21 protein-coding genes, 2 tRNA genes and 1 pseudogene are annotated in these 22567 nt (G+C 33.2%); 9 read left to right on the forward strand and 15 right to left on the reverse strand.

Annotation, left to right across the window (positions count from 1 at the left end):
* Positions 1-83 precede the first annotated feature (83 nt).
* Together J3U35_RS07245 and J3U35_RS07250 are read right to left on the reverse strand one after the other, a co-directional pair.
* Positions 84-159: transfer RNA gene (locus J3U35_RS07245), tRNA-His, on the reverse strand.
* Positions 160-283: 124 nt separating this feature from the next.
* Positions 284-1588, reverse strand: coding sequence for a serine dehydratase subunit alpha family protein (locus tag J3U35_RS07250; RefSeq protein ID WP_267360499.1), 1305 nt, complete (start codon positions 1586-1588; stop codon positions 284-286).
* A 333-nt stretch (positions 1589-1921) separates the two neighbouring features.
* On the opposite strand from J3U35_RS07250, the gene J3U35_RS07255 reads away from it, so the two are divergent.
* Together J3U35_RS07255 and J3U35_RS07260 are read left to right on the forward strand one after the other, a co-directional pair.
* Positions 1922-2602: a response regulator transcription factor gene (locus J3U35_RS07255; RefSeq protein WP_065558131.1), complete on the forward strand. Its 681-nt coding sequence runs from the start codon at positions 1922-1924 to the stop codon at positions 2600-2602.
* Between the two features lie 18 nt (positions 2603-2620).
* Positions 2621-3922 carry an ATP-binding protein gene (locus J3U35_RS07260; protein ID WP_267350021.1) on the forward strand — a complete coding sequence of 434 codons (1302 nt, stop codon included), beginning with the start codon at positions 2621-2623 and terminating at the stop codon, positions 3920-3922.
* 25 nt (positions 3923-3947) lie between these two features.
* On the opposite strand, the gene J3U35_RS07265 is transcribed toward J3U35_RS07260, so the two are convergent.
* Complete coding sequence (locus J3U35_RS07265) at positions 3948-4694, reverse strand: M15 family metallopeptidase (protein ID WP_267350023.1); 747 nt, start codon at positions 4692-4694, stop codon at positions 3948-3950.
* Between the two features lie 91 nt (positions 4695-4785).
* Here J3U35_RS07265 and J3U35_RS07270 point away from each other — a divergent pair, with 91 nt between their 5' ends.
* The 3 genes from J3U35_RS07270 to J3U35_RS07280 are packed head-to-tail and all read left to right on the forward strand — an operon-like array spanning position 4786 to position 7248.
* On the forward strand, positions 4786-5967 hold the full coding sequence (locus tag J3U35_RS07270; RefSeq protein WP_267350024.1) for a bifunctional tRNA (adenosine(37)-C2)-methyltransferase TrmG/ribosomal RNA large subunit methyltransferase RlmN: 1182 nt from the start codon (positions 4786-4788) through the stop codon (positions 5965-5967).
* 31 nt (positions 5968-5998) lie between these two features.
* On the forward strand, positions 5999-6613 hold the full coding sequence (locus tag J3U35_RS07275) for a hypothetical protein (protein ID WP_267360501.1): 615 nt from the start codon (positions 5999-6001) through the stop codon (positions 6611-6613).
* A gap of 59 nt (positions 6614-6672) precedes the next feature.
* Complete coding sequence (locus J3U35_RS07280) at positions 6673-7248, forward strand: manganese efflux pump MntP family protein (protein ID WP_267360503.1); 576 nt, start codon at positions 6673-6675, stop codon at positions 7246-7248.
* Positions 7249-7446: 198 nt separating this feature from the next.
* On the opposite strand, the gene groL is transcribed toward J3U35_RS07280, so the two are convergent.
* From groL to J3U35_RS07295, 3 genes are all read right to left on the reverse strand, one after another.
* A complete protein-coding gene (groL, locus tag J3U35_RS07285; protein ID WP_065558075.1) occupies positions 7447-9090 on the reverse strand; it encodes a chaperonin GroEL in 1644 nt (547 codons plus the stop codon).
* Between the two features lie 47 nt (positions 9091-9137).
* On the reverse strand, positions 9138-9431 hold the full coding sequence (locus tag J3U35_RS07290; RefSeq protein WP_034915350.1) for a co-chaperone GroES: 294 nt from the start codon (positions 9429-9431) through the stop codon (positions 9138-9140).
* A 145-nt stretch (positions 9432-9576) separates the two neighbouring features.
* Positions 9577-10014: an FxsA family protein gene (locus J3U35_RS07295; protein WP_267360505.1), complete on the reverse strand. Its 438-nt coding sequence runs from the start codon at positions 10012-10014 to the stop codon at positions 9577-9579.
* A gap of 157 nt (positions 10015-10171) precedes the next feature.
* On the opposite strand from J3U35_RS07295, the gene J3U35_RS07300 reads away from it, so the two are divergent.
* The 3 genes from J3U35_RS07300 to J3U35_RS07310 all read left to right on the forward strand — a co-directional run bounded on the left by J3U35_RS07300 (position 10172) and on the right by J3U35_RS07310 (position 13636).
* Positions 10172-10247 (forward strand) — tRNA-Phe (locus J3U35_RS07300).
* Positions 10248-11909: 1662 nt separating this feature from the next.
* On the forward strand, positions 11910-12782 hold the full coding sequence (locus J3U35_RS07305) for a phosphorothioated DNA-binding restriction endonuclease (protein WP_267360507.1): 873 nt from the start codon (positions 11910-11912) through the stop codon (positions 12780-12782).
* 5 nt (positions 12783-12787) lie between these two features.
* A complete protein-coding gene (locus J3U35_RS07310; protein ID WP_267360509.1) occupies positions 12788-13636 on the forward strand; it encodes an HNH endonuclease in 849 nt (282 codons plus the stop codon).
* A gap of 507 nt (positions 13637-14143) precedes the next feature.
* Here J3U35_RS07310 and cobB read toward each other — a convergent pair.
* From cobB to J3U35_RS07325, 3 genes are read right to left on the reverse strand one after another with little or no spacing between them, the layout of a single operon-like run.
* Positions 14144-14833: a Sir2 family NAD+-dependent deacetylase gene (gene cobB, locus J3U35_RS07315; protein ID WP_267360511.1), complete on the reverse strand. Its 690-nt coding sequence runs from the start codon at positions 14831-14833 to the stop codon at positions 14144-14146.
* 45 nt (positions 14834-14878) lie between these two features.
* The gene (locus tag J3U35_RS07320; protein WP_267360513.1) at positions 14879-15694 is read right to left on the reverse strand and encodes a hypothetical protein; all 816 of its coding nucleotides are present in this window, start codon (positions 15692-15694) and stop codon (positions 14879-14881) included.
* Positions 15678-16517 carry a VanW family protein gene (locus J3U35_RS07325; RefSeq protein ID WP_267360515.1) on the reverse strand — a complete coding sequence of 280 codons (840 nt, stop codon included), beginning with the start codon at positions 16515-16517 and terminating at the stop codon, positions 15678-15680. Before J3U35_RS07325 ends, J3U35_RS07320 begins: the two co-directional genes overlap by 17 nt.
* Before the next feature lie 147 nt (positions 16518-16664).
* Between J3U35_RS07325 and J3U35_RS07330 the strand changes: the two genes are divergently transcribed.
* A complete protein-coding gene (locus J3U35_RS07330; RefSeq protein WP_267360517.1) occupies positions 16665-17366 on the forward strand; it encodes an aspartate/glutamate racemase family protein in 702 nt (233 codons plus the stop codon).
* A gap of 214 nt (positions 17367-17580) precedes the next feature.
* Here J3U35_RS07330 and J3U35_RS07335 read toward each other — a convergent pair whose 3' ends face one another.
* The 6 genes and pseudogenes from J3U35_RS07335 to J3U35_RS07360 all read right to left on the reverse strand — a co-directional run bounded on the left by J3U35_RS07335 (position 17581) and on the right by J3U35_RS07360 (position 22446).
* On the reverse strand, positions 17581-17886 hold the full coding sequence (locus J3U35_RS07335) for a hypothetical protein (RefSeq protein ID WP_267360518.1): 306 nt from the start codon (positions 17884-17886) through the stop codon (positions 17581-17583).
* Positions 17887-18107: 221 nt separating this feature from the next.
* Positions 18108-18968 (reverse strand): RNA polymerase sigma factor RpoH, encoded by an 861-nt coding sequence (gene rpoH / locus J3U35_RS07340; protein ID WP_267360520.1) that lies wholly within the window; start codon positions 18966-18968, stop codon positions 18108-18110.
* A gap of 198 nt (positions 18969-19166) precedes the next feature.
* The gene (ftsX, locus tag J3U35_RS07345; protein WP_267360521.1) at positions 19167-20129 is read right to left on the reverse strand and encodes a permease-like cell division protein FtsX; all 963 of its coding nucleotides are present in this window, start codon (positions 20127-20129) and stop codon (positions 19167-19169) included.
* A gap of 5 nt (positions 20130-20134) precedes the next feature.
* The gene (gene ftsE, locus J3U35_RS07350) at positions 20135-20788 is read right to left on the reverse strand and encodes a cell division ATP-binding protein FtsE (protein ID WP_267360522.1); all 654 of its coding nucleotides are present in this window, start codon (positions 20786-20788) and stop codon (positions 20135-20137) included.
* 9 nt (positions 20789-20797) lie between these two features.
* A pseudogene (gene ftsY / locus J3U35_RS07355) lies at positions 20798-21721 on the reverse strand (signal recognition particle-docking protein FtsY); the annotation flags it as partial.
* A 161-nt stretch (positions 21722-21882) separates the two neighbouring features.
* On the reverse strand, positions 21883-22446 hold the full coding sequence (locus J3U35_RS07360) for a pseudouridine synthase (RefSeq protein ID WP_267360526.1): 564 nt from the start codon (positions 22444-22446) through the stop codon (positions 21883-21885).
* Positions 22447-22567 lie beyond the last annotated feature (121 nt).

The following is a 22567-nucleotide window of genomic DNA, read 5'->3' on the forward strand; positions in this document are numbered from 1 at the left end:
GAACCTCCGACCCACTGGTCCCAAACCAGTTGCGCTACCAAGCTGCGCTACTCGCCGTTAGATTTACTTATGCATGACATAAATGGGGTGGCTAATGGGACTCGAACCCACGACAACTGGAATCACAATCCAGGGCTCTACCAACTGAGCTATAGCCACCGCTGAAGTAGGACGAAATATTACGCATAAAAAATAATATTGTCCAGTATATTTTTAAAAAAATTGACCAATTGGTTATATAAAAACCGCAACAGTGTTTAACTCACTAAAATATTTGAAAAATTTATGCTTTGTGAGACATAATATGAATAATTTGTGTGTCGGTAGCTTTCATGCTGTTACTGACAATTGCCCCTAAATTATTAATTGATGTTTCAACACTATCACACACAATCCCTTCCTTACCCGTTACCCGAATACGACTCAAAGCCATTAATACCGCTTTATAGGCAGAGGATACAGATGTCGAAACTTTCATAGCACAACTATTAGATGCACCATCACAAATAATACCAGATAAATCACCAATCATACTACAAATTGCCATATCTACCGGTTCATACTCACCTTTGCCTAGTAACCATGCCATTCCTGCCGCTGCCCCCATAGCAGCGGTTGAAGCGGCACAAAGCGCAGATAACGGCGGATATTTACTATGTATATAAATTGCAATGGTATGCGATAGAATAAGCGCTCTGGCTAATTGCTCTTGCGTGACATTTAAATGTTCAGCCACCACAACTACTGGCATGGTCGCTGTAATACCTTGATTGCCTGAACCTGAATTGCTCATCGCAGGCAATGTTGCACCGCCCATTCGAGCATCAGATGCTGCAGTTGTACGAATAATTACTTTAGATAATAAATCATCTGCCATTAATCCATTTTTAGTATGCTCACGTAAAGTGGTCGCAATACTTAGACCATAAGCCTGTTTTAATCCTTCTTCAGACAAAGCATCGTTTAATTTTGCTGCCTCTAAAATAAATTTTATATCGTCAAAATTAGCATAGGTGGCAAATTCATAGATTAATCTAACCGTCATTTGCTTTATGATAAGATCATCGTGAGATAACCCTTGATTAACTGAATCGGTTTGGTAAAGAAGATCACCATTTTTTTCAATTAATATCAAATGAGTATGCGTGTTTTCAATACAGACTTTGACATGATCTGTTTCAGTGTAAACATTAGCCTCTGCATAAATTGCTTTATGATTATCTGCAATTTGAACACGTACCTTACCATAAGTGAGCATTTCTTTTGCTTGTATAATTTGCGCTGAAGTGATGTTTTTTAACACTTCAAGCCCAGCATCTGCATCACCGCCTATTGCACCAATCGCAGCAGCAATATGTAAGCCAACCATACCGGTACCAGGAACAGTGACACCCATTCCATTTTTCATTAAATTTGGCGAAACATAAGCTTCAATTTTTTTTATGTTATTTTTGTCAAGATATTGACTAGCAACCGCTGAAGCAAATGCCAAAGAAATAGGTTCAGTGCAACCAAGTGCTGGTAAAACTTCATGTTTTATTAATTGAATTAATGCTTGCCATTGTGTTTGCTGTTTAGATTCTTCCATTCATCAATCTTAATGTTATTAGTTGAAAATTTAACAATTTATTTATCAATATTTTATTATATCTTAAGCTATATTTGAATGATGATATGACACAATCTCTATATAATAGTGCAATTTTATAGCAAATTAGATTAATCAAAATAAAGTGTTATTCAATTTCATTTAAATTTTGATTAAAGCTATAGCTAAACTAACATTTTTTAAACAATTAGGTAGTAAATTAAATAAACAGCAATCGTTCAAAATATGTAATATTTTAGTAAAATTACCTGACATTTTTTTTATTATTGCAATAATATAACTACCTATAATTATATAATAATGGCGATTATGATAAATATTTTATTAATTGATGATGATATTGAATTATCACAGATGCTAAGTGAGTATCTGACTAATGAAGGCTTTAATATCAAAAGTGTTTATTTAGGTAAAGATGGTATTGAAGAAGCCTTATCAGGCAAATATCGAGCTGCAATCTTGGATGTAATGTTACCCGATATTAATGGAATTGATGTTCTTAAAAGTATTCGTCAGCAATGTAATATGCCTGTTATTATGTTAACCGCTAAAGGCGATAATATTGATCGTGTTTTAGGGTTAGAATTGGGCGCAGATGATTATATTCCAAAACCTTGTTATCCACGCGAATTATTAGCAAGACTGCGTGCTGTTTTACGTCGTTTTGATGAACGGTCTGTTGAGTTGGTCGATGATAAAAAATACCATTTTAATGGCTTAGTATTAGATTTACCGCAACGGTTATGCACTTGGAATGGCCAAGTGATAGATTTGACATCAACCGAGTTTAATTTATTAGTATTATTGGTAAAACACAGTGAGCGGGTGGTCACTAAAGAAGAGTTATCTGAAATAGGTCTTGGTCGAGCTCGTGAACTTTATGATCGTAGCGTCGATGTGCATATCAGTAATATTCGCCAAAAACTTCATCAAGTTGCTCAAAATGTAGTAACTATTGAAACTATTCGAGCTGTTGGTTACCGAATCCGTTAATGTGATAATAGGCTTGAGATGAATCGTCGATTATTTTGGAAAATACTCATTATATTTTGGGTGATTTTCTATCTTACTTTTCAGTTAACCTGGATTGCATTTTCTTATTATATAGAAAATAAAAACCAACGATTTCTCAATCATATGCCGACAAAAGTTGATATGATCGCTCAATTATTACATGTAGCAGGTGAAAATGAAACGTTAAATTTTGTTGCTCATCTGCCTGAACGCGAGCGAGTTTTATTATCAATAAAATTGATTTCTCCTCAAAACGATCAAATCAATATCATTACGGATGAATTAGAACCGCCAAATTATATTTATCAACGTACAGCAGTTGCGCCTGATGGAACGCTTTATGCGGTTTCATTTAGGGAAGATAAAGACAAAGATGATCAAGTCAAAAAAGCCCTGTTTAATATGCCAATGCCAATTGTGTTAATGGGAATTTGTGTGGGATTAGTCTTTAGTCTCTTTTTGGCTTGGAACTTAACCAGACCAATGAAACTATTAAGGCAAGGCTTTTTCAGAGTTTCTCAAGGTGATCTTTCGGTTAGATTATTCAATAAACTTAAACCACGCCATGATGAGCTTAGCGAATTAGGCAAAGATTTTGATATGATGGTTGAACAACTCAATATTTTAATCTCAGACCGCCAAGCTCTTTTGCATGATGTATCACATGAGCTTAGAACGCCACTTGCTCGCTTACAATTAGCCATCGGATTAGCTCAACAAAATAAGCAAAATATTGATACTGCATTAGCAAGAATAGAATTAGAATCTGAACGATTAGATCAACTTATTGGTGAAATATTAAATTATTCACGTGCTGAAATGAATAATCGCACAGATGAATATTTTGATCTAAAAGATTTATTGCGTGTGGTCATTAATGATGCAAATTATGAAGCGAATCACCAATCGATAAATGTTCACTTCATTTCATCAGCGATTATTCATTCTATTGTTAAAGGTAACTCGGAACAAATTCGCCGTGCAGTTGAAAATATTATTCGTAATGCAATTCGTTTTTCAAAGCCGGGACAAGAAGTTAATGTATCTTTAAAAGAAGTCGGTAAATACCTACAAATTGAAGTTAAAGATCGTGGTCCTGGTGTCGATCCAAATAAACTATCGAGTATTTTTGAACCGTTTGTTCGCATTCAATCGCCTCAATTAGGTAAGGGTTACGGTCTTGGTCTTGCAATAGCCAGAAAGACGTTCACCATGCATAATGGCACTATTCAAGCAACAAACCGTGATCATGGTGGACTTACGGTGACAATTCGCTTACCTTATTGGCGAAAGCATTAATCAACCATGCATATTCATTTACGGATTAATAGCAATCAGTATTAACCGTTAAGACAAATTCTTTCACTAATCTTTCTAAATCAATTTTATCGTGACCGATGAAATTCAAGACTTGTGTGATGGTGCTTGGTTCATTTTCTAATAGTGTTTTATATTGTGCTATATATTGGCTAGCGATAGGCTTATAGGACCAATGCCACTCTTCTGGCTGATAGCCTCCATTTCTTCCTTCGTTAAACGCTTGGCAAAAGCCATACTTAGGTAAATTGTCCTGAAGCCATTGATATAAAATTCTACCCTTTTTATCATTTTTGAAATAATCTGATGAAACACTGGTAATATCGATATCCGTTCCCCAATGATGACGAGATGTACCGGGCATTGATGAATATTTTAGTATTTCTTCAGCAATTTGTTCTGGATCATTAAACTGATTGGACAATTTATCCCATTTACGCTGCCAAATTGAGTTTTGATAGGTGTAATTACGTGTAGCACTTACGATAATAAACGGAATATCAGGATGTGCTTTTTTAAAAGCTTGATAAGCTTTTATAAGCTGCTGAGTGGGTTCCTTTTGAAGATACATGCCCTTTTTATTGACAGGTAACATGGTAGAATCTAATGCGACAAAATTATTGTCAATCTTTTCATCAAACTGTCCAATTAGTTTGTTAAAAGGTATAGGTTGTGCCATAGTAAACGTTGAATATAAAAATAGGGTTAATGTTAAACAGAAAATATGGATATATTTTGCTGAATTTGTTTTCATTATTAATATTCTATTAGCCATATAAAGGGAAAAACAGTATAATCCTTTCCTTAAATTTTTAAATAGCCATAATGTGTAAAAACGAGGCCATATGTTAACACCTGCTACACCAAATACGTCTGTTAATTGTGCAGATGCATCCAATCTTAATACAACTAATCCTAAAAGTGAAAAAATAAATTTACTTGATTTAACTCGTCAACAATTGAGAGAGTTTTTTATTTCATTGGGCGAAAAACCATTTAGAGCTGATCAAGTCATGAAATGGATCTATCATTTTGGGATAGATGATTTTGATCAGATGACCGATATCAACAAAAAGTTACGTGAACATCTAAAATTAATCGCTGAAATTAAAGCACCAGTAATTGCAATGGAACAGCGCTCATCCGATGGTACAATAAAATGGGCGTTAGATGTTGGTGATAACCAGATGATTGAATCTGTTTATATTCCAGAAAGAGATCGTGCAACCCTCTGTGTTTCATCACAAGTTGGCTGTGCTTTAGCGTGCAAATTCTGTTCAACCGCACAACAAGGCTTTAATCGTAACTTAACGGTATCTGAAATTATAGGTCAAGTATGGCGAGCATCGAAAGTCATTGGTGTAACCGGTAAATTAGCAGATAGACCTATTACTAATGTGGTCATGATGGGTATGGGAGAGCCTTTACTCAATTTATCGAATGTCGTACCAGCAATGGAAATAATGTTAGATGATTTTGGTTATGGCTTATCAAAAAGACGAGTAACCCTATCGACTTCTGGTGTTGTTCCTGCTTTAGATAAATTAGCAGGTATGATTGATGTCGCCTTAGCTATTTCATTGCATGCGCCAAATGATAATATACGTAGCGAAATTATGCCAATTAATCAAAAATATAATATGGCAATGTTACGCGACTCAATTTTACGTTATCTGTCGACATCAAACGCTAATCATGGAAAAGTAACGATTGAATATGTATTACTTAATCAAATCAATGATAGTGTTGAACATGCTCATGAACTTGCTAAATTCTTAAAAAACGTTCCAAGTAAAATCAATTTAATACCTTGGAACCCATTCCCTGGTGCTCCTTTTTCAAAATGCTCAAACACACGTATCGATCGTTTTATGAAAACGTTAATGGGATATGGATTTACAGTGATTGTTCGTAAAACACGTGGCGATGATATTGATGCGGCTTGCGGTCAGTTGGCCGGTGACGTCGTTGATCGTACTAAACGGACTTTATATAAAAAGCAAAATCTTATTAAACAAACAGCATAACGATCAAGGTAAATTAATAAAGGAATAGTTGATGAAAAAAATACTCATATTACTAAGCTGTTTAGCATTATTAACACTATCAGGCTGCCAAATAAATGGTAACGAAGAGTTCGATCCCGAAGCGGCAGCTTTTGCAAGAATGCAATTAGGGTTAGGATATCTAAGCAAAGCAAATGAATCGGAAGATAACATTAAAGCTGCACACTATAATCTCAAATTAGCAAATCAATATTCACCCAATAACCCACAAATTATGCTAGCTATGGCAATGTTTGATCAGCACGTTGGCGAATACAATGAAGCAGAAATGATTTATAAACGCATTACCCTTATGCAACCAGGTAATGGCTTATATCATGTACATTATGGATCTTTTTTATGTGGTCTTGGACGTTATCAGGAAGCACAAAAGGAGTTTGAAAAAAGCCTTGAATACGATCGCCATAATTGGAAAGCCGATACCTATGAACAATATGGATATTGTGCAATCCAAAATGATGATAAAAAAACAGCTGACTTAATGTTTAAACAACTTTTCCAATATGATGCAAAACGTCGTGAAACGGTTTTAAAAACAGCTGATCTTTATCAAAATAAAGGTGATAAAAGAATAGCGAGTTATTTATTATCAGTTGTTAAACAATAAAGTACAACCCTATATTAAATAATCGTGTATCCCAATAATTATAAACAAGAGCATTTGTCATGAGTTTTTTGACGATATTTTTATTAGCAATGGCAATGTCTACAGATGCTTTTGCGGTTGCTGTTTGTCGTGGAATTTCATTTAAATCGACTCCCTTTATTGGCGCCTTAAAAGTTGGTATTTTATTTGGTGTCGTTGAAGCAATCACACCATTGCTAGGTTGGCTCATAGGCATTTTGACACTGCACTATATAGAGCGTTGGGATCACTGGGTAGTATTTGCTGTCATGTTATTTTTAGGCATTAGCATGATTTATAATAGTTTTAAAGATGGCGATGATGATTTTTCAGAAAAAGAAATAGCTTCTTCCAAAAAATCTTTTCTTATCTTAATTTTTACCGCTATTTCTACCAGCTTGGATGCATTTGCTGTTGGAATTAGTTTAGCATTAGCTAGTGTTAATATTTATATTGCAGCAAGCATGATTGGATTAGCAACCTGTGTCATGGTGACTATAGGTTTATTACTAGGAAAAAAAATTGGTTGTTTTATCGGAAAACAAGCCGAGATTTTAGGCGGATTGGTGTTAATTGCGATTGGCGTAATAACACTTTATCAGCATCTTTCAAATTAAGTTCGCAAAATTCAATACTCTTTTTACAAATTCCAACATACATTTAATTTCAATTTGTTAATTTATTCAAACTTGTAAAAAGTTTTTTTGATAAAAAGAAAATGAAAAGGTGAAAAAAAGATTGATTTGTGAATACAAAAAAACTATCCGCGTAAACGGATAGTTTTTTAAATAATTATTTTGTGTGTAAGGAAAGAATTACATCATTCCGCCCATACCACCCATGCCGCCCATACCAGCAGCACCTAAATCAGCTTTATCATCTTTAGGTAAATCAGTAACCATACATTCAGTTGTGATCATAAGACCAGCGACAGATGCAGCATATTGTAATGCACTACGAGTTACTTTAGTTGGATCTAAAATACCCATTGCAATCATATCACCATACTCTTCAGTTGAAGCATTGTAACCATAGTTACCTTTACCACCTTTAACTGCGTTAACAACAACAGATGCTTCTTCACCACAGTTAGTGACGATTTGACGTAATGGTGCTTCCATTGCACGAAGTGCAACTTTGATACCTACGTTTTGATCTTCATTCGCACCTTTTAGCTCAGCAATCGCTGAAGCAGCACGAACTAACGCTACACCACCACCGGCAACAACACCTTCTTCAACAGCAGCACGAGTTGCATGTAATGCATCTTCTACACGTGCTTTTTTCTCTTTCATTTCAACTTCAGTTGCTGCACCAACTTTAATTACTGCAACACCGCCAGCTAATTTAGCCACACGTTCTTGAAGTTTTTCTTTATCGTAATCAGAAGTTGATTCTTCAATTTGTTTACGAATTTGTTCAACACGAGCATTAATTAAAGACTCTTCACCCACACCATCGATGATAGTAGTATTGTCTTTATTGATAACAACACGTTTAGCTTGACCTAAATCTTCTAACGTTGCTTTTTCAAGCTCTAAACCGATTTCTTCTGAAATGACAGTACCAGCTGTTAAAATAGCGATATCTTGTAACATTGCTTTACGACGGTCACCAAAACCTGGTGCTTTTACGGCTGCAACTTTAACAATACCACGCATAGTATTCACAACTAATGTTGCTAATGCTTCACCTTCAACATCTTCAGCAATAATTAATAGTGATTTACCCGCTTTTGCAACCGCTTCTAATACCGGTAATAATTCACGGATATTAGAGATTTTTTTATCAACTAATAAGATATATGGACTATCTAATTCAACCGTTGCTGTTTCTGGTTTATTGATGAAATAAGGTGATAAATAACCACGATCAAACTGCATACCTTCAACCACATCAAGTTCGTCTTGTAAACCCGTGCCGTCTTCAACAGTGATAACACCTTCTTTACCTACTTTTTCCATTGCTTGCGCAATTAAAGTACCCACAGTTTCATCTGAGTTAGCAGAAATAGTACCAACTTGTGCAATTGCTTTAGAATCTGCACATGGAGCTGATAATTTTTTAAGTTCTTCAACGGCTGCAACGACTGCTTTATCGATACCACGTTTTAAATCCATTGGATTCATTCCTGCAGCCACAGCTTTTAAGCCTTCGTTAACAATAGCTTGAGCAAGCACAGTTGCCGTTGTTGTACCGTCACCAGCAGCATCATTTGCTTTCGATGCCACTTCTTTAACCATTTGTGCACCCATATTTTCGAATTTATCTTCTAATTCGATTTCACGAGCAACTGAAACACCATCTTTAGTGATAGTTGGAGCACCAAATGATTTATCTAAAACGACGTTACGCCCTTTAGGGCCCAAAGTCACTTTGACTGCATCAGCTAATACATTCACGCCTTGAAGCATTTTAACGCGAGCGTCATTACCAAATTTTACATCTTTAGCGGCCATCTTCGTATTTCTCCTAAATTCTGTATATAATTTAAATTAGTTGCCAGTTATGCTTGTACAATAGCTAAAATATCGCTTTCAGACAGGATAAGCACTTCTTCATTATCGATTTTTTCTGTTTTAACGCCATATCCTTCATTGAAAATTACGATATCACCAACTTTAACATCTAGCGGTTGTACTTGACCATTTTCTAAAATGCGACCATTACCAACAGCTAAAACTTCACCACGTGTTGATTTACCTGCAGCTGAACCTGTTAAAACAATACCGCCAGCTGATTTTGATTCCACTTCTTTACGTTTAATGATCACACGATCATGCAATGGACGAATTTTCATTAGTTATCTCCTAGCACTAATATTTAAATAGATGATAATTAAAAACAAATCTTAAAATTACGATTTAATAATGTAGTGAAGCTTACATGGGGATCTTTTTATATTCTTCAAGAGATGAATTTCAAAAAAATGACCAATTGATTATTTATTCATCATCTTTCCGAATAAATTCTCCTTCAATAATCTCATCAGATTGATTAAAGAATCTTGATGAATCAACGCTAGATTGAATAGGCATTTTTTCTACAATTAATTTCACTAAATAATTTTGTACGTAAGGAATTAATAAAATCACTCCTAATATATCAGTCAAAAATCCCGGAATCAGCAGGAAAAAACCAGCAAATAGCAAAGCGACATTTTTAATTACTTCGTTTTTCAAACTTTGATGATTAGCCATTTTTTGTCGCATAATACTAAAATTCTTTAAACCTTGTGTTTTAACTAAAGAAAACCCAATAAAGGAAGTAGCAATAATACAAATTAGCGCAAGGAATACTCCAATTGAATCAGCAACCTTTATGAAAAAACTAATTTCGAAATAAGCATAAATGAAAAAAAGAATACACAAGAAATATCGCATGTAACAATTCCCTTAAAATAATGTGATATTGTTAGATATTAGTAATAATATAAAGCTAATAAGTTATTTTTCAACCAAACAAACTATTTTTTTAAAAATATATCACAAAAAGAATTGACGAATTATCACAGATCGTGTTTAATACACCTCCATTGTTGCCCGGATAGCTCAGTCGGTAGAGCAGGGGATTGAAAATCCCCGTGTCCGTGGTTCGATTCCGCGTCCGGGCACCAATTCTAAAAGAACACCAGCGAAAGCTGGTTTTTTTGTGTCTGAAATTCCAGCAAATTAAATACTTTAAAAAATCGTTATCAATATCGATGATATCAACATGTTTATTGACCTGAAATTTAAAACAATCCTCACGTTAAAATAAAAAATAACTATATTAATAAAATATAAATTCTAATTCCAATAGAAAAGGCTTATAAAAGTATAATCAAATGATTGGTTAAAAAAATTCGTTGTTATTAACACTATTATGTTTACCTATTGTTAGTCACGAAGATGGTGAAAAATGGATTGATATATTGCTCAATGAACGACACCATTTTCGTGATAGCAATTTGCAAAGTTTGACCAGCAGATGAAAGCAAATCTATTGTCGTTTTACCCTTACTACAAAGAGGCGGTATAGTTGGCAACTTAATGCACTTAAAAGTTATGCCAAAGAATTAGTTGATTTTGAAATTGATACAGATCGTTATCAATTTAATCCTTAAACTTTGGCTTTTGGTGTTCGTATTCAATATAGAATCAGATCAACTTCCTCTCCTTATAGCGCAGAATATATTAATCTCTACGTTAAACAAAATGATAAATTAAAACCCGTTGTTAATAATCTCCCCATGTTTGAACTTTCACTTGAGAATGATCAAAGTTACGCACATAACATTCATATCTATGATCGTAATATAATATTGGGAAGCAGTATGACTCATGGTTATGTCGACCTAATTGTTTTAAAAATGTAAATCGAATAGCTCTGGTAAATGATTATGGCGTGTATTACGCATGAAATTGTCTTACCTAAAAAACGTTTTATTTATTTTACAATGGTTTGGAATATCCTGTAAAAAAGATTGAGGAATCAGCAATAACAGAGGATTGCAGGAATTGAAAAATTTATAAATATGTTGTTTCAAAAAACAATAATTTTTTGACACGCATGATAATTAGAATATATGTTCTCAAAAGACAAAATTTAAAATAAATGAATATGGGAATATTGCGGAAATAAATTAAAATTAAAAGGGAAAAAGAAGTTCATCCTGTTCTTATTATTCATGCTGCTATTTTCATGTAATGAAGATAATAACCTAAATCCCACTAAACATGTCGATATTGATAAAGACCCCATTTGTTGGATCTCCTTCGAAAGCATACAATTCTATATTGGTGAAGACTTAGCCAGCATTGAGAAAAAAATTGATATAAGGGTGTTTCATAGAAGTATATCCCAATGAAGGTATGTATATATCTCCCTACAAAGACTATAATTATCCGGAAATAACGTGGATGCGAAATCTATCTTGAACGTTTGATATAAATTTAAAATTACATTCGCTATTACCAACACATTGATTCAATCTGCGAACAAAACAAATGTCCCCCCCTGAAATTATACATGGCGATACTTTAAGACCCGTTATATTAACGTTCTGTAAGAATAATATGGAATTAACAAACTGTGTAATCTAATTTAGTATCCAAAAATAAAGCCGGCTATTCCTAGCTTTTTATCAAATACGATTTGGAAGTAAATATTCTTATTTGTTCTGTAATAAACTAATTTTTTACAGTATGTTTCATATTTTTGTGAACTAGATCACAAAAATAATTTTATTTTTATAATAATGTCCAATCTTTATCTTTACATTAATTTATCAAAAATAATGGATTGCAAACAATTACAGAAAAAAATCATTGATATCACCATTTGGAAAAAAGGCGAACAACGAGCACCACATAAACCTTTATTACTTCTGTATGTCTTATCAAAATATAAACAAAGTCATACACGTTTATTTAATTATAAAACTGAAATTGAGGAACCGTTGCATGATCTCTTGATGCGTTTTGGTCCTCAGCGTACACATTACTATCCTAATATACCTTTTTGGCGATTGAAAAATGATGGATTCTGGCAATTAACCAATATTGAAAATTGCATAAATATCAATAATCCAAGTAAAGAGCCAACCAGCAAACAGCTAGCCTCATCACAAGTTTATGGGGGATTTGATGAACCATCCTTTCAATGTCTTATAAAAAATCCATCTGCTATCGATCAAATAGCAGAACAGATTTTAAGTCAGCATTTTCCTGAAAGTGTGCAAGAAAATTTAATCAATCGACTTGATTTTAGTTTAACCGATTTTCATCGCCAACGCGATCCAAAGTTCAGACAGTTAGTCTTACGAGCTTACAATTACCAATGTGCAATTTGTGGTTTTGATTTAAGGTATGATTCAGTATCCATTGGTCTTGAAGCAGCCCATGTAAAATGGAAACAGCATGGCGGTCCTTGTGTTATCAATAATGGTTTAGCGCTTTGTTCATTACATCATTCGGCTTTTGATATGGGAGTAATTGGGCTTGATAGTAGTTTAAAAATTAAAATATCGAATGGTATTAACGGTAATCAAATTGTCGAGAGACTATTTTGGGATTTTGACGGAAAAGATATTAAGCAACCTAGATCGAAGGAAGATTATTTACATGATCGGTTTGTTGAATGGCATTTGAGAGAAGTGTTTAGGAACTAATAACGATGGCCAAAATCGACAATCAAATTAAACAATTAATACCTGGTACAGTTTTAAATAATCAACAATTATGTGATATTTTTAAATGTAGTCCACAAGGTGGAATGCGAAAATCTAATACTACTCATACTCTAGTTCTAATTACGAATCATGTAGAGTCAGTTTATTCTGATGTTTGGAATGATGATGTACTTCATTATACAGGAATGGGACAAACAGGTGATCAAAGTTTAGATTTTATGCAAAATAAAACACTTAATGAAATTGAATCTAATGGCATTAGTGTACATTATTTTGAAGTGTTTAAGGAAAAAGAATATACCTATTCAGGACGTTTAATTAAAGCTGCTTCACCCTATCAAACTCAGCAACACGATGCTAATCAAGTATTACGTAAAGTTTGGGTTTTTCCACTAAAACTTACTGAGAATAAGTTACCAAATAGAATTTTTTCTAATTATAAAAAAGCAAAAGAAGAACAAGTTCACAAATACAAAGTAGATAAGTTACTCAGTAAAATAATTAAGCAAAATAAAAAACCAGGTAAACGAGACATTGTTACGCCTCAATATATAAGAAGTGCTGAGTTAGCTGAATTTACAAAACGTAAAGCTAAAGGAAAATGTGATCTTTGTGACAATCCAGCACCTTTCTTGACAAAGGATAATATTCCTTATCTAGAGTGTCATCATATAATCTGGTTATCTGAAGGTGGCGAAGATTCAATAGAAAATACGGTTGCATTATGTCCTAACTGCCACCGTAAAATGCATATTGTTAAAAATGATAACGATATTACAAAATTAAAAAAAATTGCCAAATTAAGAGCAAAAGCAGCCACTAAACACAAATAAATTTATTCATATTATTGCTTCCGTAATTACCAGTGAAGGGAAATATTTTTTTTCTCAACATGGTAATGTGAAATTAAAAAAGTAGATTACTAGCAGCATTATCTAATTTGATATCGATTATGTGTTCAATAAGCTGATTACTAAGTTTTAATAAAGAGAATAGTTAAGAAACCAATAAAACATTTCTCCCACATAAATTTCTAAACTATAGCACTTTTTAAAATAAATAATATCAAACTAAAATGGCATTAGTAAAAAATTTTTAAATATATTAAGAATATGAAAGAAGCTCTGTCAATTATCTTAAAAGAAAGCTTAGATTAAAATAATCGGAATTGATTAATGCTTTAAATTATATGATTAAATTACAAAAATAGTATCTTATCGATAAATTTAATATAAAAAATCTATTTTTTCCAAATAACCACTTATTCTTTTTTTGCAATTAAGCTCTTTAAATGAAATTATAGATTAAAAATTCTTTATTTAATTTTTTTCAAACATAAATTAAACAATAAATTTTTTAATAAATTCAGGCACAACTTGACTTGCTGGGCCGTAAATTTTGGTTTGAAATAAACTTTCTCTTAAACTTGGCTCTAAATTAAGCTCAACAGTTTTAGCTCCCGATTGATTGGCAACTTTTACAAATCCTGCGGCAGGATAAACATTACCAGATGTCCCAATAGAAATGAAATAGTCAGCCTGTGAAAGTGCATCGTAGATTTTATCCATTTGTAATGGGATTTCTCCAAACCATACTATATGAGGGCGAATAAATTTATTTTGTTGATAATCGACATCTTCCAGACAATCGATAATCTGCCCTGTTTGTTCATTGCGCACTTTAAGTAATTCTCCGTGCATATGAATAATATTTTTAGAACCTGCTATTTCATGTAGATTATCTACATTTTGTGTGACCACTAATACATTTTCACTGCCCAATTTGTGTTCCAGTTCAGCTAAAGCAAAGTGAGCTAAATTCGGTTTTACATCAGGACTTTGTAATTTTCTTCGTAGCATATTATAGAAGGAATGAACCGCAATGGGATTACGATTATAACCTTCATAGGTTGCAACATCGTTAACATCATACCCTTCCCACAATCCATTTTGCGCACGGAATGTCGATAACCCAGATTCAGCCGAAATACCGGCACCAGTTAAAATAACAATTTTAGGTGTTTTGATCATATTTTAGACTCTAGTATTCAAAATTATGCCGATTTAACTACGATGCTATTGACTATATTCAGTAGTAAACATATTCAAAGCGGGTTTGTTTAATTTCTGATACTTGCTATAGGCAGTAGCCACTTTCAATCGAATATTAGCTTTACTTTCGCCTTTTAACCAAGCGTCAATCATAGCGTGCACACTATATGCTTCCGGAGCCATAAGATGCATAGTTAAAATCAAGGGCGAAATCCCCAAACGAGATAACGGCTTCGAAAAATATTTCTGACTTTTACAAGCAAAAACGGCCGCATATCTCGATTTTTGTTGTTCTCGTGCGTCATTTGAAAGTGTTTCCCAACGCCAGCTATCAGGCAAAAATTTATGCCAAGACCATTCCATTAAAGCATTATGACCAATATAAACGACTAAATCAGCTTTACCTCCAGCCGTTATTTTCTTGTTATCTATCGTAAATGATGATTGTTTTTTGCCTGCTGAATATTCTATAAAATCATCAATAGTATCATCTATGTATTTGCCATTATATGCCTGAGCAATCAGATAAACATCTTTGCTTCGATGCTTATATATAATCTCTTCTAATATTTTATCATCATCAGGTTTATTGATTTGTACTACTTGCCACTCTTTTTGTTTACCAAAGTAGGTTTTAAAACCATAGGCCGCCCCCCAATAAAGATTATTTTTTGGATCTTGACCATTACCGATTGCAGCCGGAACTGGTGCAATGCCTTGATACTTATTATCACATAATGCAACAACGACATGAATCACTTTGGGATCAGCAAAACATGAAAAAGATAAAACTAAACACATTAATGGCATTAATAATAGATATTTACTCGTTTTCTTCATTTGTTATCAATTCTCCATTCACTTCGTATTTTACAATTACATTATTTTTATACATCATTTCTGAACGAATACATGCCGGGGCGCCACCGACATTGTTTTTGGTCATGGTGTCTCTCCAGATTTCATTTTTTCTATAGATAACACCTTGCCTTTTAATAAAGGCATGCTGCTTTTCATAAACATGATAGCTGTATTGTCTTTCTTCATCACATAATAGCTCACCTTCTAGTTGGTGCTCTCCAACATGAAGCATAATTTGAAACGTTTTATCGGTAGGATTATAAATAATAAAATCAATATAATTATAAAAAATAGCGGCACCCGAACCAAAAGGCAACACTCGACCATCATCAGGAAAAGGATCAAAGCTATGATTTGCTCGTTCGACTATTTGGAGTTCTGAATGGAGAGCTAACCAATGAATTAGATTACTAATCTGACATATACCACCGCCAATACCGGAACGAGCTACACCAAATGATAGTTCCATTCCATTCAAAAATCCTCGCTTTTTAGTTGGTTTTCCGACTAATCGGCAAAACGAAAAATATTCACCTGGTTTAATTAAGATTCCATTTAACGAATCCACTGCAATTTTTAGATTTGTGACTTTATTGTATTGAAGCTGAATATCGCTGTTACCCAATCGACGTATTAATTTGGATGTATGTTTTTTATAACGATATGGTAAACGTAAATCATGACTACGTTCTAAGCTATATTGACGCGAAGAACAATACCAGAACAAATGACGAAACAAACGACGCTGATTTACCCTTAACCAATAAAGTAAGGGATGATAACTTGATAACGGTTTAGACATTAATTGTTTTTTATCTTAAATTCCAATAAGATAAATTATAACATTAGTACTATTTTTTGAGAGAAGAGATACATAAACTTTTAATAATAAACTAAAAGATATCTTAAAGAAGTTATATTATGATTTAGTACGTTAAGGATGAATAAAATGAAAACAATAGGTTTAATCGGCGGGATGAGCTGGGAAAGTACCGTGACTTATTATCAAGTTATCAATCAAAAGGTAGGACAATCATTAGGAGGATTACATTCAGCGAAAACACTTTTATATAGTGTCGATTTTCAAGAAATTGAACATTGCCAAGCCAATGGTGAGTGGGATAAAAGTGCGCTTATTTTAATTGATGCAGCGAAAAGGTTAGTGCAAGCTGGTGCAGATTTTATCGTGATTTGTACCAATACTATGCACAAAGTCGCAGATCAGATTCAAGCAGCCATTGATATTCCCATTCTTCATATTGCTGATGTTACGGCACAGCACTTAATTAAAGAAAATATTCAAACCGTTGCTTTGCTTGGAACAAAATATACGATGGAACAAGACTTTTATAAATCAAAACTGATTAATAAAGGTTTAAAAGTGCTGATTCCCGATGAGCAAGATAGAATGATCATCAATCAAATTATTTATGATGAACTTTGCCATGGTATCATTAACCCTACATCGAAACAAACCTATCTTGATATCATTGATAAGCTAGTTATAAAAGGAGCCCAAGGAGTGATACTTGGTTGTACGGAGATTGGTTTATTAATTTCTCAAGCAGATCACAAGATCCCTTTTTTTGATACAGCTCTGTTACATGCTCAAGAAGCAGCATTAAGCGCAATAAATAAAGGTTGTTTTTAATCCTATAGCAGATGGCAATCTAAATACTTACCGATTGCCTTTAATATAAAATCGCTACGAAAAAATTCTTGATTTTAACTGATATGAATAATATGCATTTTCAACAAAAACTAATTAACTTTTTATTGTGCGCTTTGAAATCAGTTATTATAAGCACATAAAAATTCTTTTGAATGGATACGCTAAAGAATCCTTGTTTAATGTTTCATTGAAATTAGCGTTCCTCTATAGCGCCTCGCATCGCAGAGTAGGCCGCATTACATTCACCTTTAATCACATCTGGATTTTTTTCAACCATCTGTCTAAACTCCTCAATACTTTTTTTAATTGACTCTTCAGATTCGGCAGGCAGTTGTGATGTATTTTGTAAATCCAAAATCAATGCAATATAGCGATCACATTCAACTGCACCAGTATCTATTTTGATAGTTCCTAGGTCATGTTTATTTTTTTCATTACAAGCAACAAGATTTGCAAACAGAAGGCTTAATAAAATACTTTTAGTAATTTTTTTCAACATTTCTTATTCCTAAATTAGTAAGTCATTTACATAAATATATTTATGCAATGTGGTCATAAATAAAGATTATTTTTTATTTATAACATATTTATATGTTTTTTGGATGAATTTTGATAATAGTATTTTAAACCCCTATTAACTGTAATTTAAAGATTTTATTCATAAAAAAAGCCTTACTGCTTTTCCAGCAAGGCTTATAAAAGTAGCAGTTAACAAAAAGCTTATGCTTCTATCGCAACACGTAGTTTTTTCATAGCATTTTTTTCAAGTTGGCGGATTCGTTCAGCCGAAACACTATATTTATCAGCCAAAACTTGCAACGTTGATTTACTATCATCAGCATCTAACCATCGAGCTTTAATGATATCTTGGCTACGTTCATCTAATTGTGATAAAGCATCATGTAACTTGTCGGTTGCATCATTTTCCCAATTATCATTTTCAATTGATTTAGAGAAATCTGAATTACTATCTTCTAAATATAATGCCGGCGCAACAACTGCGTTATCATCATCATCACTATCGACATCAAAGGACATATCTTGTGCAGACATACGCGATTCCATTTCAAGCACATCTTTACGGCTAACACCTAATTCATCAGCAACCATATCAACTTCAGCACTATTAAACCAACCCAAACGTTGTTTATTTTTTCTTAAATTAAAGAATAATTTTCTTTGTGCTTTAGTCGTTGCAACTTTAACAATACGCCAGTTTTTTAACACATACTCATGAATTTCAGCTTTAATCCAATGTACTGCAAATGACACTAAACGAACGCCCATTTCAGGATTAAAGCGACGTACTGCTTTCATTAGACCAATATTACCTTCTTGTATCAAATCTGCTTGTGGTAAACCGTAACCAGAATAACCACGGGCGATGTGCGCAACAAAACGTAAATGCGATAAAATTAATTGTCTTGCTGCATCAACATCATCATGATAGTAAAGTCTTTCGCCTAAAGATTTTTCTTCCTCAGCAGTTAGCATAGGATAGGTATTAATCAAGCGAAGGTAAGATTCAATATTGCCTTGTGGGATTAAAGCACCTACTTGCATTTTTAAATCAGTACTCATTTAATTCCCCCTTTATTTAAACTTTTTTTGTTGTATTTATTTTTGATTACAACAATATAAAACTTTATACAGTTTTAAACTTTTAATATTAGACAGTTAAAATGTAATTTAGTTCACAATTAGGTTTAAAATAAAAAAATATTTATAAAAATATTAATCACCTTTTCTACTTAATACTATTAAGAAGAACTATCTTAATTAACTAATTTTTAAATATCTTTTTGTTGTAATAAGTGATGATAACCATCCTATCACAATTGTAATTAATACAATTAGCAAGACTTCATCCCACAATAACCCTTCTAGTGAAAATACTGTTCCGAATTCATTTGAGACATTTAATATAATAGATTCTATCTGAAAAATAAATATTTCCGATAAAACGACAGAAAATAAAGCACTTATAAATCCAATAAACATTCCACTATACAGAAAAGGGCGTAAAATAAAACCTTCGGTAGCGCCTATTAATTGCATAACAATAATTGTTTGTTTTCGGGCAAAAATACTTAAACGAATACTATTTCCAATAACCAGTGATACTGCAATAATCATAAATATTGCAATAGCCCAAACTATTGCTTTAACCATATCAGTTAAAGCTGTCAAACGAGTAAACCAGCTATCGTCTAGTTTGACATCATCGATACCATCAATTTTGAAAATTTCTGATTGTAATTTATGAAGTATTTCTGTCTTTTTTGCTTCTGGTTTAGGAATAATAATTGCTACCGCCGGCAGTGGATTTTCTTCTAATAAATCTAATGCACTACTGAATCCAGACCATGAAATAAATTCTTCTTTAGCATCATCGCGTGAAAGATAATTAACTTTTTCCACCTCTGAAAGAGATTTGATTTTTTCAATTAATTCGTCAGTTTGCTCAGCATTAAATGTCTTGCTTATATATGCCGTTAAATTTGGCGTTGGAGACCACCGATGTGCAGCTTGATTCGCATTTTTCCATAATAAATAGCCGATTGTTGGTAAGCTTATTGAAATTGCTATAACTAAAATTGTCAGTAGTGATGTTAAAATATTTTGTTTGAAATGATTAAAAACATTTTGCCATGCATAACTTATTTGTCTTTTCCAACGACCTAAAAAGTGACTTTTATTTTTAGAAGTTGATTTGGCTGATCTGACATTAGCGTTTATCATTAATATTAGCCCTCTAAACGCCCTTGATTTAAATGAAGTATCCGGTGGTGTTTTCGACGAATAAGCCCAATATTATGCGTTGCCATTAATACCGTTACGCCAGCTTGATTAAATTCTTCAAACAATTTTAAGATATCTTTTGAAAGTTTATCATCAAGATTACCTGTAGGCTCATCGGCTAATAACACACTGGGACGATTAACAATCGCTCTTGCAATCCCTACCCTTTGCTGTTCTCCACCAGATAACTGAATGGGATAGAATTTAGCTTTATTGATTAATCCAACTTTATCAAGCGATGCAGAAACCCGTCGTCGGATTTCTTCAACTGGTTTACCTAAAATGATTAAAGGAATAGCAACATTGTCATAAACAGTATGATCCATAAGTAATTGGTGATCTTGAAAGATCATACCTATTTTTCGCCGTAAAAAAGGCATATCCTGCTTTCGTAACGTTGACACATCAATGTTATTAAGCATTACTTTACCATCATTCGCTTTTTCCAAACCACAAATAAGACGCATTAAGGTGCTTTTGCCAGCACCCGAATGACCTGTTAAAAATGCCATTTCACCTGTTGATAATGTAAAGTTTATATTCTGCAATGCAGGTCTTCCGCCAGAATAAACTTTACTCACATGTTGAAATTGGATCATAGCCTCTCTCTATTCATCTGTTTCATCAAACAGTGCGTTAATAAAATCATCAGCGTTGAAGGGTCTTAAATCTTCAATTTTTTCGCCAACACCAATATAACGGATAGGGATATTAAACTGATCAGCAATACTAAAGATAATACCTCCTTTTGCGGTACCATCTAATTTAGTTAAGGTCATGCCTGTTAATCCAACTGCTTCATTAAATAATTTAGTTTGGCTAATTGCGTTTTGTCCAGTGCCTGCATCAATTGTTAACATGATTTCATGTGGTGCAGTTTCATCATGTTTTTTTATCACTCGAACAATTTTTTTTAGTTCATCCATTAAATGTGATTTGTTTTGTAAACGACCTGCAGTATCAGCTATTAGAACATCAATATTTTTAGCTTTGGCAGCTTGAATGGCATCATAAATAACTGAAGCCGAATCCGCATTAATATGCTGTGCAATTACCGGAATATTATTTCGTTCTCCCCATACTTGTAATTGTTCAACCGCTGCAGCACGAAATGTATCACCTGCGGCAAGCATAACAGATTTACCTTGTTGTTGAAATTGACGAGCTAATTTACCTATTGTTGTTGTTTTACCGACACCGTTAACACCAACCATTAATATCACAAATGGTTTATGAGTTGAAATATCCAGCGGTTTATCAACTCCATTTAACACAGATTTCATTTCTTGCTTTAATAGTTCATGTAAAGCATCAGCATCTTTTAACGCTTTGCGAGAAGCTTGTTGAGTTAAAGCTGAAATAATTTTTTGCGTAGTTTCAAAACCAACATCTGCAATTAATAATTGTTCTTCAAGTTCTTCAAATAAAGCATCGTCTATTTTTTTTCCTCTAAATAAATTTAAAAAACCTGATCCTATATTTTGTTTTGTTTTAAAGAGACTTTGTTTTAGACGAGAAAAAAATCCCTCTTTTTTTTGTTCTACCATAAATAGTTATCCTATGATCATGATAAAGATCATTTTATCTTATTTTAGTATAAAGCCCAATTTATTCAGTACAAATAGATGAATATATTGATCTAGTTTATTCAAAAATTCTCTACAAAATAGTACTTAATTATCTACTATTTATTTTATAGATAAAGATTATCTAGGTTTATTGTTTTCCATTCACCTAAAGGTAAATTATGGCTGAATAAATTATATTGACCTATTTGGACTCTAATCAATCGTAAACATGGAAAACCAACTGCAGCACACATCCTTCGAACTTGTCGATTTTTACCTTCTGTAATAGTGATACTTATCCATGATGTCGGAATAGTTTTACGTTCTCTAATAGGAGGCACTCTTTGCCATAGGAATGTTGGTTCTTCTAAAATAGTTGCTAGTGCAGGTGCAGTATAAAATTCTTTTAATTGAACACCACGCTTTAATTTATCTATTGCTTGTTGAGTAATTGATCCTTCAACTTGAACCCAATACGTTTTTGGTAGCTTAAATTTTGGTGAACTAATTTTAGCTTGTAGTTTACCATCGTTTGTTAATAAAAGTAATCCTTCACTGTCAGTATCTAATCGTCCAGCAGGATAAAATTTGGGTAATGAGATAAAATCTTTCAATGTTGGATATTTTTCATGTGCTGAAAATTGTGTAACTACATTGAATGGTTTATTAAAAGCGATTAATGAGCTCATCTCAAATCATATCCCTTTCTGTCGTCAGTTTGGTTAAGTTCAATTATTTCTAAACTATAGATAGCAAAAAAGCCCAGCATCTCTGCTGGGCTCTCGCTCTTATTTAAAAGTCTGGCGGCAC

It is taken from the genome of Gilliamella sp. B2717 (assembly GCF_026536675.1).
In the GTDB taxonomy this organism is placed as follows: domain Bacteria; phylum Pseudomonadota; class Gammaproteobacteria; order Enterobacterales; family Orbaceae; genus Gilliamella; species Gilliamella apicola_I.

What these genes read in the sequence shown, in the direction of transcription:
- J3U35_RS07250 (WP_267360499.1), bottom strand. Translation starts at nt 1,588, where the DNA reads ATGGAAGAATCTAAACAGCAAACACAATGGCAAGCATTAATTCAATTA.
- J3U35_RS07260 (WP_267350021.1), top strand. Translation starts at nt 2,621, where the DNA reads ATGAATCGTCGATTATTTTGGAAAATACTCATTATATTTTGGGTGATT.
- J3U35_RS07265 (WP_267350023.1), bottom strand. Translation starts at nt 4,694, where the DNA reads ATGAAAACAAATTCAGCAAAATATATCCATATTTTCTGTTTAACATTA.
- J3U35_RS07270 (WP_267350024.1), top strand. Translation starts at nt 4,786, where the DNA reads ATGTTAACACCTGCTACACCAAATACGTCTGTTAATTGTGCAGATGCA.
- J3U35_RS07275 (WP_267360501.1), top strand. Translation starts at nt 5,999, where the DNA reads ATGAAAAAAATACTCATATTACTAAGCTGTTTAGCATTATTAACACTA.
- J3U35_RS07280 (WP_267360503.1), top strand. Translation starts at nt 6,673, where the DNA reads ATGAGTTTTTTGACGATATTTTTATTAGCAATGGCAATGTCTACAGAT.
- groL (WP_065558075.1), bottom strand. Translation starts at nt 9,090, where the DNA reads ATGGCCGCTAAAGATGTAAAATTTGGTAATGACGCTCGCGTTAAAATG.
- J3U35_RS07290 (WP_034915350.1), bottom strand. Translation starts at nt 9,431, where the DNA reads ATGAAAATTCGTCCATTGCATGATCGTGTGATCATTAAACGTAAAGAA.
- J3U35_RS07295 (WP_267360505.1), bottom strand. Translation starts at nt 10,014, where the DNA reads ATGCGATATTTCTTGTGTATTCTTTTTTTCATTTATGCTTATTTCGAA.
- J3U35_RS07305 (WP_267360507.1), top strand. Translation starts at nt 11,910, where the DNA reads ATGGATTGCAAACAATTACAGAAAAAAATCATTGATATCACCATTTGG.
- J3U35_RS07310 (WP_267360509.1), top strand. Translation starts at nt 12,788, where the DNA reads ATGGCCAAAATCGACAATCAAATTAAACAATTAATACCTGGTACAGTT.
- cobB (WP_267360511.1), bottom strand. Translation starts at nt 14,833, where the DNA reads ATGATCAAAACACCTAAAATTGTTATTTTAACTGGTGCCGGTATTTCG.
- J3U35_RS07320 (WP_267360513.1), bottom strand. Translation starts at nt 15,694, where the DNA reads ATGAAGAAAACGAGTAAATATCTATTATTAATGCCATTAATGTGTTTA.
- J3U35_RS07325 (WP_267360515.1), bottom strand. Translation starts at nt 16,517, where the DNA reads ATGTCTAAACCGTTATCAAGTTATCATCCCTTACTTTATTGGTTAAGG.
- J3U35_RS07330 (WP_267360517.1), top strand. Translation starts at nt 16,665, where the DNA reads ATGAAAACAATAGGTTTAATCGGCGGGATGAGCTGGGAAAGTACCGTG.
- J3U35_RS07335 (WP_267360518.1), bottom strand. Translation starts at nt 17,886, where the DNA reads ATGTTGAAAAAAATTACTAAAAGTATTTTATTAAGCCTTCTGTTTGCA.
- rpoH (WP_267360520.1), bottom strand. Translation starts at nt 18,968, where the DNA reads ATGAGTACTGATTTAAAAATGCAAGTAGGTGCTTTAATCCCACAAGGC.
- ftsX (WP_267360521.1), bottom strand. Translation starts at nt 20,129, where the DNA reads ATGATAAACGCTAATGTCAGATCAGCCAAATCAACTTCTAAAAATAAA.
- ftsE (WP_267360522.1), bottom strand. Translation starts at nt 20,788, where the DNA reads ATGATCCAATTTCAACATGTGAGTAAAGTTTATTCTGGCGGAAGACCT.
- J3U35_RS07360 (WP_267360526.1), bottom strand. Translation starts at nt 22,446, where the DNA reads ATGAGCTCATTAATCGCTTTTAATAAACCATTCAATGTAGTTACACAA.